Here is a 15,318-nt window from a genome sequence, read left to right on the forward strand (position 1 = left end):
ATTTTTAAACAAGTTCTGTAACCAACTGGGCAGCAAGTTCAATCGCTTGCTCATGAGCACCCTCACCCCAATCCCGTTCTTGGTGTTGATTTAAATTAGCCAGTGAATCAGCTGTAAAAAATAACTGTCCAAATTGAACATTGCGAAATTGGGCACAAGCAGCTAAAGCAGCACATTCCATTTCAACAACTGTGCAGCCCTGTTGCTTACGCTTTCTTACTAAAGCGGCAGTCTCACGAAAAAAGCCATCCGTTGTCCAAGTTTCCACTTCTCGAAACTCAAGCTTATTTTTAGTTAAACCTTTTTCCATACTAGCAACTACTTCCGGATTCAAGGCAATAACATCAGATCTCAAAACATAATGGAAAGAAGTCCCTTCATCCCTTAGGGCAACCGTTGGAATTAAAAATCTGTCCTCAGCAATATCCGTCAATACGCCACAGCTCCCCACACTAATAACTTGCTTAACACCAAACCAAATTAAGAATTCCAGAAATTGTACCGCAGCTGGGGCACCCAACGGCGCTTGAGCCACCGTAATCCATTCATTCTGGTATCGACACTCGTAAACAGGGTAAGTTTTGGTAATTGTTTCAAACTTGCCAATCTGTTTGCCACCATTTTGTTCAACAAATTGTAAAATCTCTTCATCACGTAAAAATGGAAACACGGCCTTCTCGTGAAAAGAGAATGGACCATCATGACCCGGCATCAATACGGCTTGACGATGCGCATCAAAATCAAAAAGTGGCAAACTATTTAACATTCTGCATTCCTACTTCCTACTATCAATTACCATCATTTTACTCTTTTTGTAGCAAAAATTCAGTACAAAAAAGAGCCATCCGGAATAATCCAGATGGCTCTTAACGAACCCGTTTGCAAACGTTAAATTACTTATTTGTAATAGCGTCGCGTGCTTGTTCGCTCAAGTTATAGAAGGCTTTAATACCTTTGTAATCGCCAACTTCACCTAATTGATCTTCGATACGCATCAATTGGTTGTACTTAGCAATACGTTCTGTACGGCTCATTGAACCAGTCTTAATTTGACCAGCATTCAAAGCAACAACTAAGTCAGCAATTGTTGTATCTTCTGTTTCACCAGAACGATGAGAAACGATTGCTGTATAGCCAGCTTCCTTAGCCATTTCGATAGCATTAACAGTTTCTGTTAATGTACCAATTTGGTTCAACTTGATCAAGATAGCATTGCCAACGCCCATCTTGATACCTTTAGCAAGGTAGTCTGTGTTTGTAACGAACAAGTCATCACCAACGATTTGAACTTTCTTGCCAAGTTTGTCAGTAGCCATCTTCCAGTCTTCCCATTCGTTTTCATCCAAAGGATCTTCGATAGAAACAACTGGGTACTTGTCAACAATACCATCAAGTAAGTCAACAAATTCAGAAGCGGTATATGACTTGCCGTCACCCTTTAAGTCGTACTTCTTTGTTTCTGAGTTATAGAATTCAGAAGCAGCACAGTCAAAGGCAATTGCAATGTCTTTACCAGGTTTGTAGCCAGCACGTGTGATAGCTTCAACAAGGATTTCAAATGGTTCCTCATTGTTCTTCAAATCAGGTGCAAATCCACCTTCATCACCAACAGCTGTTGAGTAACCTTTTTCGTTCAAAAGATTCTTTAAGTTGTGGAATGTTTCTGATGACCAACGAATTGCTTCTGTAATTGTTGGAGCACCAACAGGCATGATCATGAATTCTTGGAAGTCAACATCATTATTAGCATGTTTCCCACCATTGATAACGTTCAACATTGGTGTTGGCAATGTATGAGCGTTGAATCCGCCTAAGTAGTTGTACAAAGGAATTTGGAGCTCATCAGCAGCAGCACGAGCAGCAGCCAAAGATACACCAAGAATTGCGTTTGCGCCCAACTTAGCTTTGTTAGGAGTACCATCAAGTTCGATCATAGCTTTATCAATTGCTAATTGGTCAGTTACTTCATAACCAACAATTTTCTTAGCAATTAACTTGTTAACATTTTCAACAGCCTTTGTAACACCTTGGCCCATGAATTTGCTCTTGTCGCCATCACGAAGTTCAACAGCTTCATGTTCACCAGTTGAAGCACCAGAAGGAACGATTCCACGGCCGAAACCGCCATCTTCTGTATATAATTCAACTTCAACAGTTGGGTTACCACGTGAATCTAAAACCTGACGTGCATAAATATCAGTAATAAGTGACATATTGTAATTTCTCCTCACTAAATTTAGTAAATTCTGTTACAAATCAATTGTATTACAAATCGACTTGAAAATTAAGCATTAAAGTTAACTAATTCCAAGAATGATTCAGGAACCATACTTGCACCACCGACTAAACCGCCATCGATGTCTTCTTTGCCCATTAATTCTTTAACGTTAGCAGGTTTAACACTACCACCGTATTGAATACGAACTTTAGAAGCAGTTGTTTGGTCGTATAACTTAGCAACAGTTTCACGAAGGACGTGAACAACTTCTTGTGCTTGATCACTTGAAGCTGTCTTACCAGTACCAATTGCCCAGATTGGTTCGTATGCAATCACAAGTGAAGCCACTTGATCTGCAGATAAACCTTTAAGTGCATTAGTAATTTGGCCTGAAACCCACTCATTTGTTTGACCAGCTTCACGTTGATCTAAAGTTTCACCACAGCAAATGATTGGTAACATATTGTTAGCAAAAACTGCTTTAGCTTTTTTGTTAATATCTTCATCAGTTTCGCCGAAATATTGACGACGTTCTGAATGACCAATAATAACATAGTCAACACCCATTTCAGAAAGAACTTTAGGTGAAGTTTCACCAGTAAAAGCACCTTCATCTTCAAAGTAACAATTTTCAGCAGCTACTTTAAGGTTTGTACCTTTAGCAGCATCTAACAAAGCTTGTAAATCAACGGCAGGAGCACCGATAACGGATTCAACTTTGTCAGTTGCAGGAAGTTGATCCTTGACAGCATTAACAAATTCAGTTGTTTCTTTAGGGTTCTTGTTCATTTTCCAATTTCCAGCAATAATTGGTGTACGCAAAATAATACTTCCTTTCATCTATAACAAATTATATTTTAAACAGCAGAAAAGAATTGAATTTCAATTCAATCCCGTTATAAAACTTATTTGTTTGAAATTGCAGCAATTCCTGGTAATTCCTTACCTTCGAGGTACTCAAGTGAAGCACCACCACCAGTAGAAATATGTGTTAACTTATCGCCAACACCAAGTTGTTTAACAGCAGCAGTTGAATCACCACCACCAACAATTGTTGTAGCATCAGTTAATGTACCCAAGAACTTACCAACTTCAAGAGTTCCTTCAGCATAGTTGCTCATTTCGAATACACCCATTGGTCCATTCCAAACAACCGTCTTAGCATCTTTAAGAACATCTTTGAATTCTTTGATTGACTTAGGTCCGATATCAAGTGCCATATAGCCATCAGGAATATCTCCTTCAACTACCTTATGAGGTACATCATTATCGAATTTTTCAGCAACAACACTGTCTGAAGGAAGCACAATCTTGTCTCCAGCCTTATCTAAGATTTCTTTAGCTAAAGCAACCTTGTCTTTTTCAACAAGTGAAGTACCAATCTTCATGCCTTTAGCAGCATAGAATGTATATGTCATACCACCACCGATAATAACTTTGTCAGCTTTATCGAGCAAATGATCAATGACACCAATCTTGTCAGAAACCTTAGCACCACCCAAGATAGCAACGAATGGATGCTTTGGATTATCAACAGCATTTCCAAGGAATTTGATTTCCTTTTCCATTAAGAATCCAGCAGCAACTGGTTTGTTAGCTGCCTTCATAGCTGTAGCAACTCCAACGTTAGAAGCGTGTGAACGATGTGCTGTACCAAAAGCATCGTTTACAAACTCGTCGCCAAGTGAAGCCCAGTATTGGCCAAGTTCTTGGTCGTTACCGCTTTCCTTCTTGCCATCAAGATCTTCAAAACGAGTGTTTTCGAATAAGAGAACATCGCCATCTTTCATGTCAGCAATTGCATCTTCTAATTGTTTGCCACGTGTTGCAGGTACAAATGTGACAGGTTTGCCTAATAAATCTGACAAACGTTGAGCAACTGGACGCATTGTTAATGCTTTCTTGTCGTCTTCAGTCTTAATACGGCCAAGATGTGAGAACAAGATTGCTTTACCATCATGTTCGATGATGTATTTGATAGTTGGTAATGCAGCAACGATACGGTTATCATCACCGATTACACCATTTTTTACGGGAACATTAAAGTCCACACGCATTAAAACTTTTTTGTCTTTAACATCTAAATCAGAAACTGTTAATTTAGCCAAAGTTATTCCTCCTAATTTAAGAAATTAATGTATTATCAATAAAAAAAGACGGAGGAAGTTTGCCTCCCTCCGCCTTAAACCGTTAGACGGTTTTGAAACCTGCAAACTTAAAAGATTAAATTAATTTAATCCTAGAGAGTAGCAAACTTCAATAAAGTACGTACCATTTGGCAAGTGAAGCCGTATTCGTTGTCGTACCAAGCAACAGTTTTAACTAATTGATTGTCTCCAGCGCTTGTAACTTCAGTTTGTGTTGGGTCAAAGATTGAACCGTATGTTGTGCCGATAACGTCACTAGATACGATTTCGTCTTCGTTGTAACCAAATGATTCGTTGTTTTCTGTATGTTTCTTGATTGCAGCATTAACTTCGTCAGCTGTAACGTTCTTGCCTAAGATTGCAACTAATTCAGTTAATGAACCATCAACAACACCAACACGTTGTGCATGTCCTTGTAATTTACCAACTAATTCTGGGATTACAAGACCAATAGCTTTAGCAGCACCAGTTGAATGAGGAATAGTGTTAACACCAGCAGCACGAGCTGCACGTAAGTTACCACCACGAACTGGTCCATCAAGTAACATTTGTGTACTTGTGTAAGCATGGATTGTTGTCATTGTACCTACTTTGATACCAAATTCTTGGTTCAAGAAGTAAGCCATAGGTGCTAAACAGTTTGTTGTACATGAGCCAGCAGAAACAATCTTGTCATCTGCAGTTAAAACGTCATCATTAACGTTGTAAACAACAGTTTTAAGATCATTACCAGCAGGAGCAGAAATCAGAACACGTTTTGCGCCGGCATCCAAATGAGCTTGTGCCTTTGCTTTTGATGTATAGAAACCTGTACATTCAAGAACAAAGTCAACGCCATCATCTTTAACCCATGGAATATCCTGTGCTTTAGGTTCTGCGTAAACACGGTATTTCTTGCCATCAACAATGATGGAGTCATCTGTCGCGCTAACCTCACCAGGGAAAGTGCCATGTGTTGAGTCATACTTCAATAAATGTGCCAACATTGCTGGACTTGTCAAATCATTGATAGCCACAACTTCAATATCATTTGACTTTGCGCCTAATTCATAGATGCGACGGAAAGCTAAACGACCGATACGTCCAAAACCATTAATACCAATCTTTACAGTCATACTAAGATTTCCTCCTTTAGGAATCAAAAAAAATAATTTTTATTTTAAAAAGTGATGTTTAAAAACATTACTTTTTTAAAATCAAGTTTGCGGCACCTTCATCAGTAACCAAATACGTCTGGTGAGGTGCTAATTTCATGTAAGAACGGATTGCCTGAGCTTTTGTATGCCCACCTGCAACCGCCAAAACATGATCGATTGAATTGATGCGTTCGAACTGTAAACCAATTCGAGGCACCCGATAAACGATCTCACCCTGCTGATTATAAAAACAACCAAAAGCTTCTCCAACTGCTTCCTTTTTTTGTAAAAGGTGCAAAATCTTCGGATCAACTTCTCGGCGTTCAGCCATTTCATCGGCGCGACCAATTCCGTGAATCACAACATTACTTTGCTCAATCAGTTGTAAGACCAATTGAACACTCGGTTCTTCCAGTAATGGCTGGTAACTCTTTTCACTCAATTTTTCTGGGACATACATTGATTGGCTTTCACCATGTGTACGTTCCGCCATGATTGAACAAACTGTGTTTGCTTGCATAGCAATTGATTGACCCATACCACCACGACCAGGAACGAAGGTAAGTTGTCGTTTAGTGGATAATTCTGGAGAAAATTCTTTAGCAACTTGTGCCATTGTATTTCCGCCCATCACCACTATTACATTATTACCCTCTGGTAACATTTTTGCAAGTGTATCGTTAAGAATTGTTCCCATTCCATCAAGAACGCGATCTTGATGATCACTATCTCCAGAAATAATAAAACAACGATCAATATTAAGAATCTGTGCTAGTTCCCGTTCCGATTGTTGTAAACCTAACATGCCATCGACCATATTACTTAAACCGTTTAAAGCAGAACGGCCTTCCTTAGTCAATGTCATCCCTGCTGGGGAAGCTTGAATCATCCCCAACTGTCTCAACATATCAGTATGTGTTCGTAAGACTCGTTCACTCATATTAAGATGAATGGCCAATCCACGGCGACCAATTGGAGCCATCAGGGCAATTGATCGTAAGACTGAGAAACGTTTTAAAAAAACGTCTATCATGTCTGGTGCGATTGCTTCTAGCCATTTTAGCTCATTTTGCATGATCTCTCTGCTCCCAATCGGGACGTAAGTCGTCCATACGTGTCATTGAACGACCCGACAAATTCAAAATAATTGGCATACACCTAATCAAATTATTTTTCGGTTGTATACCACTCACTTACATATTGAATTATATCAGGAGCCGCTCTTCATTGCAACTCAAACCCCTATGCAATCTTAAACGTTTTCTTAACCAACCCTCTAATCTGCTTCATACCGCTTTCGTGCCGATGATGACGGAATATTCAGACTTTCTCGATATTTTGCAACTGTCCGTCTAGAAACCTCAATCTTACGTTCTGCCAATTGTTTAACAATTTTTGCATCAGACAATGGTTTACGCTTATCCTCTTCATGAATAAACTTCTGCAATAACTGCTTCACTGTATCAACCGATAAGCCTTCTGGTGATGCATCTGTTTTAGCCACGGCGCTACTAAAAAATGATTTAAGTTCAAAAGTACCAAAGCGCGTTTGTAAATACTTGCCATTGACTGCCCGACTAATTGTGGATTCATGTAAACCCAATTTCAAGGCCACATCTTGTAACAGCAGCGGCCTCAATTCTTTGGTCTTTTCAAGGAAGAAAGCCTGTTGATGTTCAACTAAAACTCTTCCAACCCGTAAAATTGTGTTTTCTCTTTGTTGTAAGCTTCGAGAAATCCAATCGTACTCTTTCTTTTTCCCTTTGACATAGTCCGTTACTTCACTATCTTTTCGTTGTAACATCTTTTGAAAATAACGTTGTTGGAAATGCACGGCAGGTTTAGCCGATCGCGACATTCGAATACTAAGTTCTCCCTCCTCATTTTCCACAATCAAATCTGGAAAAATATATTGAGGACCCTCGTCATTAAAACGAGCGCCTGGCTTCGGGGTTAAGGTCCGGATATAATCAAAAATTTCTTGAATCTCTGCCAAAGTCATTTCTTGCTGCTTAGCAATTAAGGCCCATTTTTTATTTGCTAACTCCTCAAAATTTTCCTTTAAAAGCGTGATCGCATTTTTTGGTGCCCAATCATCGCTCTCAGCCTGAAGTAAAAGACTCTCTTGCAAATTTCTCGCCCCAACGCCCGGCGGATCCAGTTGCTGAATTAACGTTACAGCATCCACCATATCAACCTTGTTACTCCCGGTTTTTTCCATCGCGTCTTCAAGTGAAATGTCCAAGTAGCCATCTTGATCAATATACTCAAGTAAAAATAAAACTAAATTCCGTAAGGGAGTATCTCGCAGTGTGAGATGAATCTGATCAAGTAAATATTCAAACAAGGATTGATGACTGTCATTTGGAATTTGATTCATATAATTTTCATCAACTGATTGTGAAGATGATCTGGACTGCGAACTAATTGGTAGATCTTCTCGACTAGTTGACACATTAATTAATGGATTTTCCAACGCCTTTTGGTTCAAAAAATTTTGTAATTCTTCAACATTATATTGTAGAACTTGAATCGATTGCTGCAACGTCTGGGTCATTGCTAACCATTGAGCTTGTTTTTGATGTTGATGTAGGCCCTGTTGAATAGCCAAGTAGATCACCTCTTTTTAAATAGCTTGTTTTTTTAAAGTGAATACAGTAAAATTAAAAGGTAGTTTGCGCCGTTAGTGTAGTGGATCGCACGTGAGATTCCGGTTCTTGAGACGCGGGTTCGACTCCCGCATGGCGCATTTTTTTGTACCCAAAATTATTTTAGCCTTTTCAAAAATGTTGTTTCGTCACTGTTGAAAGGGTGTTCATAGTCTTCTAATTATTAAACACTAGTTATTAGATGTCAAACAAAATCATTTAAAAACAATAGTTGCCCACATTTTACAAAATAAAGATAAACCTTATTTAGAGCTGATTATCTTCAGCTCTTTTTTAGAACAAATCACTACCTTTACCATCCACCACACAAAAGTGAAAAAGATTAGAAACATGTTCTCAGGCCTTGTATCATGCCACTGTGATGCTTGATGGAAGCTAGTATTAAGGGGATTAATCAAAAAAAGATTCAAAGCGAGTAAAATTGTTTGACCTTTTTTGACCTTGGCGTTAAGCTATTACTATATTAGTGATGAACTAATAAAATAAAAAATTAAATTTAAAGGGAGGCTACTAAGTTATGAACTTAGTTCCAACAGTTATTGAACAATCATCACGTGGCGAACGTGCTTATGATATCTATTCCCGTTTGTTGAAGGATCGAATCATTATGCTTTCCGGTGCTATCGATGATGACGTTGCTAACTCAATTATTGCCCAGCTTTTGTTTCTTGATGCCCAAGACTCTGAGAAAGATATTTACCTATATATCAACTCTCCCGGTGGTGTTGTAACTGCCGGCCTTGCAATTTACGATACAATGAACTTCATCAAATCTGATGTTCAAACAATCGTAATGGGGATGGCTGCATCTATGGCTAGTGTATTGGCATCGTCTGGTACAAAGGGCAAGCGTTTTGCTTTACCTCATTCAGAAGTGTTGATTCATCAGCCATCTGGTGGTGCTCAAGGACAACAAACTGAAATTGAAATTGTCGCAGAAGAAATTCTAAAGACACGTAAACAATTGAACCAAATCTTGGCTGACAATTCTGGTCAACCATTGAAAGTTATTAATCGTGATACCGAGCGTGATCATTACTTTACAGCTCAAGAAGCTGTTGATTACGGCTTGATTGACGGAATTATGGCCAATAACGAAGATTTAAAGAAGTAACATTTCAGATATTCAAAAAAAGACACTGAGTTTTTATAACTCGGTGTCTTTTTTTGTTTACAGACTCTACGCACGTAATTTATCTGCATATTCATTTAATTTTCGTAGTCGATGGTTAATCCCCGATTTTGAAATTGCACCACTTGGAATCAACTCGCCCAATTCCTTTAAACTGACTTCTTGATTATCCAATCTAACTCGCGCAACCTCTTGAAGTTTTGGTGGTAATTTATTAATTCCTACCATTTCATCAATATATTTAATGTTATTGATTTGTTTACTCGAAGCGTTAGCAACTTTCGTCAAATTAGCATTTTCGCAATTTACAAGCCGATTAACAGAATTGCGCATATCACGAAGAATCCGAACGTCCTCAAATTTCAGCATCGAATTGGTTGCTCCAATTAAAGATAGGAAGTCCGCAATTCGTTCCGCTTCCTTCAAATAGACAATATATCCGCTACGTCGCTCAGTCGAACGCGCATTTAAATGATATCGATTCATCCATTCAGTCAACATTGCGTTGTGTGTTTCATATAAAGAATAAATTTCCAAGTGATATCGACTTGTTTCAGGATTATTAACTGATCCTCCAGCCAAAAATGCACCTCTTAAATAAGAACGGATTTCACCCTCAGTTGTCAGTAAATCATCAGGCACTTTCTCATTAATCTGAAAACCATTCGTTAAAATAGATAAATCTTCCAGAATAGCTTGGGCATTTGTCATCAAACGGACAATATAAAGATTATTTTTCTTGAGCTTCATTTTGCGACGAACAATTAATTCCCCTTCAACAGAGTAAAAATCCTTTAATAGTGTGTAAATTCGTCGCGCAATTGCGGGATTTTCGGTTTGCACACTTAACACTAACTGATGATGAACCAAATTAATTGAACCATTCATGCGAATAAGAGCCATCAATTCAGCTTTTGCATTTTCAGGATGGACTTCAATCCCAGTTAGCTCTTTTTTTACTTCACTTGCATACGACACGAAAATCCCTTCCTTCTAAATTATAATTTTTCTTGCTAACAATTCTTCAAAACACACTGTTTAGTCACAGGCTTTAGGATTTCCTGCCATATTAAACAATTCTTCGGCCACCCGATCACCATCATGAAAAGCTCCGTGGTCGCGCAAACTAAGAAAGTTATTGGAAACCACCCGACAGTTTTGAGCTCTTAAGCCTTTAAAATCGGATCCAACTTGAGTAGAATACTCGTCGTAACGATCATAATCCATGTAGTCATCAGGTACCTTAGCTGTATTTACGAGCACAGTATCGACGAAATTTTGTCCCAAGTGCTCATTCAACACCCGAACATGATCGGAGTCCGTGAAGTTATCCGTTTCGCCTTTTTGAGTCATAATGTTACAAATGTACACAACCTCTGCTGTGGTTTTTAAAACCGCATCCCCAATGTTTGAAATCATCAGATTAGGGAGAATGCTCGTGAATAAGCTTCCGGGTCCAAGCACGATTTCATCCGCATCTAAAATAGCGTCAATGGCCTCTTGAACAGCATGTGGCTTTTCATTCGCCTTCCAAGAGGTTGGCTCTACCCAAATTCGTTTAATTGTTTTATGGGCGGCAGTAATTTCAGACTCTCCTGCCAATTGACTGCCATCACTAAATTCGGCATGAAGCACAAGCGGTTCATCTGAGGCTGGGTAAATATGACCATCAACCTTCATCATTTCGGAAAGTTCCTGGACCGCAGTAAAAATTCCCGATTTCATTTCCGATAAAGCCGCAATAATTAGGTTCCCAATTGCATGTCCAGATAAGAAACTATCATTACTTTTAAATCGATATTGAAAAATATCGAGTTCTAGTTTTGGCAAATCAGAAAGCGCCACAATCACATTACGAATGTCGCCAGGGGGCACAACGTTGACGTAGTTTCGAATGACGCCTGAGGACCCCCCATCATCAGCGACTGTAACAATGGCTGTGATGTCTGCATTTTGTTTTTTTAAGCTTTTTAAGATGACCGGTAAACCAGTCCCACCACCAATCACCACAAATTTAGGGCGATTTTTTGCCGCATGTTTCTTTGTCATGATCGATTCACAGTTTCCTTTCGCTTGTTCATATCACGATGTTGAATATGAACAGTATAGTCGGACTCCAAATCTTCAGCAACACGCTTTGCAATCGCCACAGACCGGTGTTGACCGCCTGTACAGCCAATTGCAATTGTGACTGTCGACTTGCCTTCTTTTTGATAACCAGGCATTACATATTTTAATAATGAAATAAAATGATTATAGAATTTTTCAGTAACAGGTTGTTCCATCACATACTTGTACACAGCATCGTCTAAGCCAGACTTACTCTTTAGCTCTGGCACATAATAAGGGTTAGGTAAGAATCGAACGTCCATCACGATATCTGCATCAATTGGGAGCCCATATTTAAAACCAAAAGAAACCACTTCGATATGGAATTTCCCTGTTGCACCTTCTGTACCAAAATTCTCAAAAATCTGTTCTCGTAATTCACGCGGTGTCATTGAAGTGGTGTCAATCACATATTGCGCATTTGAACGGATTGGGGCCAAAAGTTCTCGTTCCTTACGCACACCATCAATCACACGGCCATCCATTGCTAGCGGATGCGAACGACGTGTTTCTTTATAGCGAGAAATTAATTCCTTATCGGATGTGTCTAGAAAAAGAATTTGAGAATCAATTGTAGCTGGCTCTGAATCCTCATCCGTAAGCATGTGTAAAATTTGGTCATAAAAAGCACGTGACCTTAAATCCACAACCAAGGCAACCTTGTTAATCTTCCCAGACTCTTTAACCAATTCCCAAAACTTAGGTAAGAGTGCGGGTGGCATGTTATCCACACAGAAAAAGCCAAGGTCTTCAAAGCTTTGCATGGCAACTGTTTTCCCAGCTCCACTCATTCCGGTTACAATGACTAATTGCATTTTTTCATCTGTCATTTAAATATCCCCCGTTCATGATAGCTCATTATAACACACCGGGTGTTTCATTTTAAGCTTCGCGCCAAATTTAAAGCTGTCTTAAGTTATGACAGGTAATTAAATTTACGCCTTGCTCTATGAAAAAATCCTCCATGCCATTTAAATTACAAAAAAATCGAAACACCTTCTTTAATAGTCGAGGTGATTTCGATTTTTTTATTAGGCTTTTGCGTCAGTCAAAGAAACTTCTGTAGTCCGTTTCTTATCACGTTTTAAAATCGGCTTTAAATACTGCCCAGTATAACTTTCCTTTACTTCAGCAACTTGTTCAGGTGTACCTGTTGCGACAATTGAACCACCGCCGGCCCCGCCTTCTGGTCCAAGGTCAATTAAATAGTCAGCCGTTTTAATGACATCCAGATTATGTTCGATAACCAAAACGGTATTGCCTTTATCTACTAATCGCTGCAAAACTTCCAATAAACGTTTGATATCGTCAGTATGCAAACCAGTAGTTGGTTCGTCCAAAATGTAGAAACTCTTCCCTGCAGATTGTTTATGCAGTTCAGAAGCAAGCTTCATCCGTTGCGCTTCCCCACCAGATAATGTCGTTGCAGACTGACCCATTTGGACATAACCAAGGCCGACATCCACAATGGTTTGCAGTTTACGCCGAATTTTAGGAATTGGTTCGAAGAAGTTCAAAGCTTCTTCAACGGTCATTTCTAAAACATCCGCAATGCTCTTTCCTTTGTATTTCACTTCAAGGGTTTCTGAATTATACCGCTTTCCCTTGCAAACCTCACAAGGAACATAAACATCTGGTAAAAAGTTCATTTCAATTTTAAGAATTCCATCGCCTTTACATGCTTCACAGCGGCCACCTTTGATATTGAAACTAAAACGACCTTTTTGATACCCACGTAATTTGGCTTCATTGGTTTGCGCAAATAACCCACGAATATCATCAAAGACACTTGTATACGTTGCCGGATTACTTCTTGGAGTCCGCCCAATTGGGCTTTGGTCAATGTTAATAATTTTTTCAATGTTTTTTACACCAGAAATTGATCGATACTTGCCTGGCTTTTCAGAATTACGATTTAATTTTTGTGCTAAAGCGCGTTTTAAAACCATATTAACAAGTGTCGACTTTCCCGATCCGGAAACACCGGTTACAGCTACAAATTTGCCAAGGGGAAAATCCACATTAATATTCTTTAAATTGTTTTCAGACGCACCTTTAATTGTAATCTTCTTACCATTACCTTTACGCCTTTTTAAAGGAACTGGCACAAATTTTTTACCAGCTAAGTATTGGCCAGTTAGCGAAGCCGGGTTCTTTTCAACTTCTTCAGGTGTTCCAGCAGCCATAATTTTGCCACCATTATCACCAGCACCGGGACCAACATCAATTAAGTAATCCGCCGCTCGCATGGTATCTTCATCATGTTCGACAATAATTAATGTGTTCCCAAGATCACGCATCTTCTTTAATGATCCAATTAACCGGTCGTTATCTCGTTGATGTAGTCCAATTGAAGGCTCATCCAAAATATACAAAACACCAGATAAATTAGATCCGATTTGAGTAGCCAATCGAATTCGTTGAGCTTCTCCACCCGATAAAGTCCGGGACGCGCGACTTAAAGTTAAGTATTCTAAACCAACATTTTTAAGAAAAGTTAGCCGATCACGAATTTCTTTTAAAATTGGTTTGGCAATGGCACTTTCTTGTTCAGATAAAACGACATGATTAAAAAAGTCCATCGCATCATTAATTGGCAAACTGGAAACTTCACCAATATGCTGATCCATAACTTTAACACTTCGCGCTTTGCGGTTTAAACGATAACCGTGACACGTTTGACAGGTCAATTCACGCATGTAACCACGCATTACGTCACGTGTGAAATCACTGTTAGTCTCTCGATAACGACGATCCACGTTTTCAATCACGCCCTCAAACTCGGCATCAACATCGCGAACACCACCAAAATCATTTTCATAATGAAAATGAAATGTTTTACCTTTTGATCCATAAAGGACAAAATCTTTATCCGCTTTGCTAAGTTTTTCGAACGGCGTATCCATATCAATTCCAAAAGCATCACAAGCTTGTTCTAATAAGCTTGGATAATATTGTGAACTAATTGGATTCCAAGGCGCCAAGGCACCTTCTCGTAAAGTTTTACTTGTGTCTGGCACAACCAGATCCATATCAACTTCAAGCTTTACACCTAATCCATCACAATCAGGACAGGCTCCAAATGGTGCATTGAAGGAGAATAACCGCGGTTCTAATTCGCCCACTGTGAACCCACAAACTGGGCAAGAATAGTGCTCAGAAAACAAGATTGGTTCACCATTGATCAAATCAGCAGTGGCATACCCACCACTCAAACGCAAAGCAGCTTCAAATGAGTCAAATAAACGGGAGCGAATTCCGTCCTTAACCACAATTCGATCAATCACAATTTCAATGGTATGCATTTTGCTTTTGTTGAGATCAAGCTCTTCTTCAATATCATGAATTTCGCCATCGACCCGAACGCGCACAAAGCCTTCGCGTTTAATTTTTTCAAAGATTTTCTTGTGCTGTCCCTTTTTAGCACGCACAATTGGTGACATAATTTGGAGCTTGGTGCGTTCTGGGAGCGACAATACCTTATCAACCATCTGTTCCACAGATTGACTCGTAATCAGTGTCCCATCATTGGGACAAATAGGATGACCAACCCGGGCCCACAAAAGACGTAAGTAATCATTAATTTCCGTCACAGTTCCCACCGTGGAACGGGGATTTTTAGAGGTCGTTTTTTGGTCAATCGAAATTGCCGGACTTAATCCATCAATTGAATCAACATCTGGCTTATCCATCTGTCCCAAAAACTGACGCGCATATGCTGATAAACTCTCAACATACCGTCGTTGGCCTTCAGCGTACAAGGTATCAAAGGCTAACGAACTTTTTCCTGAACCTGATAAGCCTGTGATTACAACCATTTTATTTTTTGGAATGGTTACATCAATATCTTTTAAATTATGTGCTCGTGCACCATGAATGACAATTTTATCGTTTGCCAAATCCGTTC

Annotated in this window: 12 protein-coding genes and 1 tRNA gene; 2 read left to right on the plus strand and 11 right to left on the minus strand. The window is 39.2% G+C overall.

All coding sequences use genetic code 11. From position 1 onward, the window contains the following. Positions 1-4: 4 nt before the first annotated feature. From PI20285_RS06900 to rpoN, 7 genes are all read right to left on the minus strand, one after another. Positions 5-766, minus strand: a complete 762-nt coding sequence (locus tag PI20285_RS06900; protein WP_057772872.1) for a nucleoside phosphorylase — start codon at positions 764-766, stop codon at positions 5-7. A gap of 127 nt (positions 767-893) precedes the next feature. After that, a complete protein-coding gene (eno, locus tag PI20285_RS06905) occupies positions 894-2,213 on the minus strand; it encodes a phosphopyruvate hydratase (RefSeq protein ID WP_057772870.1) in 1,320 nt (439 codons plus the stop codon). Between the two features lie 71 nt (positions 2,214-2,284). Next, positions 2,285-3,040 (minus strand): triose-phosphate isomerase, encoded by a 756-nt coding sequence (tpiA, locus tag PI20285_RS06910; protein ID WP_057772867.1) that lies wholly within the window; start codon positions 3,038-3,040, stop codon positions 2,285-2,287. Between the two features lie 83 nt (positions 3,041-3,123). Further along, positions 3,124-4,326 (minus strand): phosphoglycerate kinase, encoded by a 1,203-nt coding sequence (locus tag PI20285_RS06915; protein WP_057772865.1) that lies wholly within the window; start codon positions 4,324-4,326, stop codon positions 3,124-3,126. Positions 4,327-4,457: 131 nt separating this feature from the next. Then, positions 4,458-5,480 carry a type I glyceraldehyde-3-phosphate dehydrogenase gene (gap, locus tag PI20285_RS06920; protein ID WP_057772863.1) on the minus strand — a complete coding sequence of 341 codons (1,023 nt, stop codon included), beginning with the start codon at positions 5,478-5,480 and terminating at the stop codon, positions 4,458-4,460. A gap of 67 nt (positions 5,481-5,547) precedes the next feature. Then, positions 5,548-6,576 (minus strand): sugar-binding transcriptional regulator, encoded by a 1,029-nt coding sequence (locus tag PI20285_RS06925; protein ID WP_057772861.1) that lies wholly within the window; start codon positions 6,574-6,576, stop codon positions 5,548-5,550. Between the two features lie 201 nt (positions 6,577-6,777). Further along, on the minus strand, positions 6,778-8,112 hold the full coding sequence (gene rpoN, locus PI20285_RS06930) for an RNA polymerase factor sigma-54 (protein WP_057772859.1): 1,335 nt from the start codon (positions 8,110-8,112) through the stop codon (positions 6,778-6,780). A gap of 66 nt (positions 8,113-8,178) precedes the next feature. On the opposite strand from rpoN, the gene PI20285_RS06935 reads away from it, so the two are divergent. Both PI20285_RS06935 and clpP read left to right on the plus strand, forming a co-directional pair. Next, positions 8,179-8,250 (plus strand) — tRNA-Arg (locus PI20285_RS06935). Between the two features lie 437 nt (positions 8,251-8,687). Further along, positions 8,688-9,284: an ATP-dependent Clp endopeptidase proteolytic subunit ClpP gene (gene clpP / locus PI20285_RS06940; protein ID WP_057772857.1), complete on the plus strand. Its 597-nt coding sequence runs from the start codon at positions 8,688-8,690 to the stop codon at positions 9,282-9,284. 66 nt (positions 9,285-9,350) lie between these two features. Here clpP and whiA read toward each other — a convergent pair whose 3' ends face one another. The 4 genes from whiA to uvrA all read right to left on the minus strand — a co-directional run bounded on the left by whiA (position 9,351) and on the right by uvrA (position 15,310). Next, positions 9,351-10,280, minus strand: coding sequence for a DNA-binding protein WhiA (gene whiA / locus PI20285_RS06945; RefSeq protein WP_057772855.1), 930 nt, complete (start codon positions 10,278-10,280; stop codon positions 9,351-9,353). Between the two features lie 60 nt (positions 10,281-10,340). Continuing rightward, positions 10,341-11,351 (minus strand): gluconeogenesis factor YvcK family protein, encoded by a 1,011-nt coding sequence (locus PI20285_RS06950; RefSeq protein ID WP_057772853.1) that lies wholly within the window; start codon positions 11,349-11,351, stop codon positions 10,341-10,343. Then, complete coding sequence (gene rapZ, locus PI20285_RS06955; RefSeq protein ID WP_057772851.1) at positions 11,348-12,241, minus strand: RNase adapter RapZ; 894 nt, start codon at positions 12,239-12,241, stop codon at positions 11,348-11,350. Before rapZ ends, PI20285_RS06950 begins: the two co-directional genes overlap by 4 nt. Before the next feature lie 201 nt (positions 12,242-12,442). Continuing rightward, positions 12,443-15,310: an excinuclease ABC subunit UvrA gene (gene uvrA / locus PI20285_RS06960; protein ID WP_057772849.1), complete on the minus strand. Its 2,868-nt coding sequence runs from the start codon at positions 15,308-15,310 to the stop codon at positions 12,443-12,445. Between the last annotated feature and the right edge of the window lie 8 nt (positions 15,311-15,318).

It is taken from the genome of Pediococcus inopinatus, assembly GCF_002982135.1.
GTDB lineage: Bacteria > Bacillota > Bacilli > Lactobacillales > Lactobacillaceae > Pediococcus > Pediococcus inopinatus.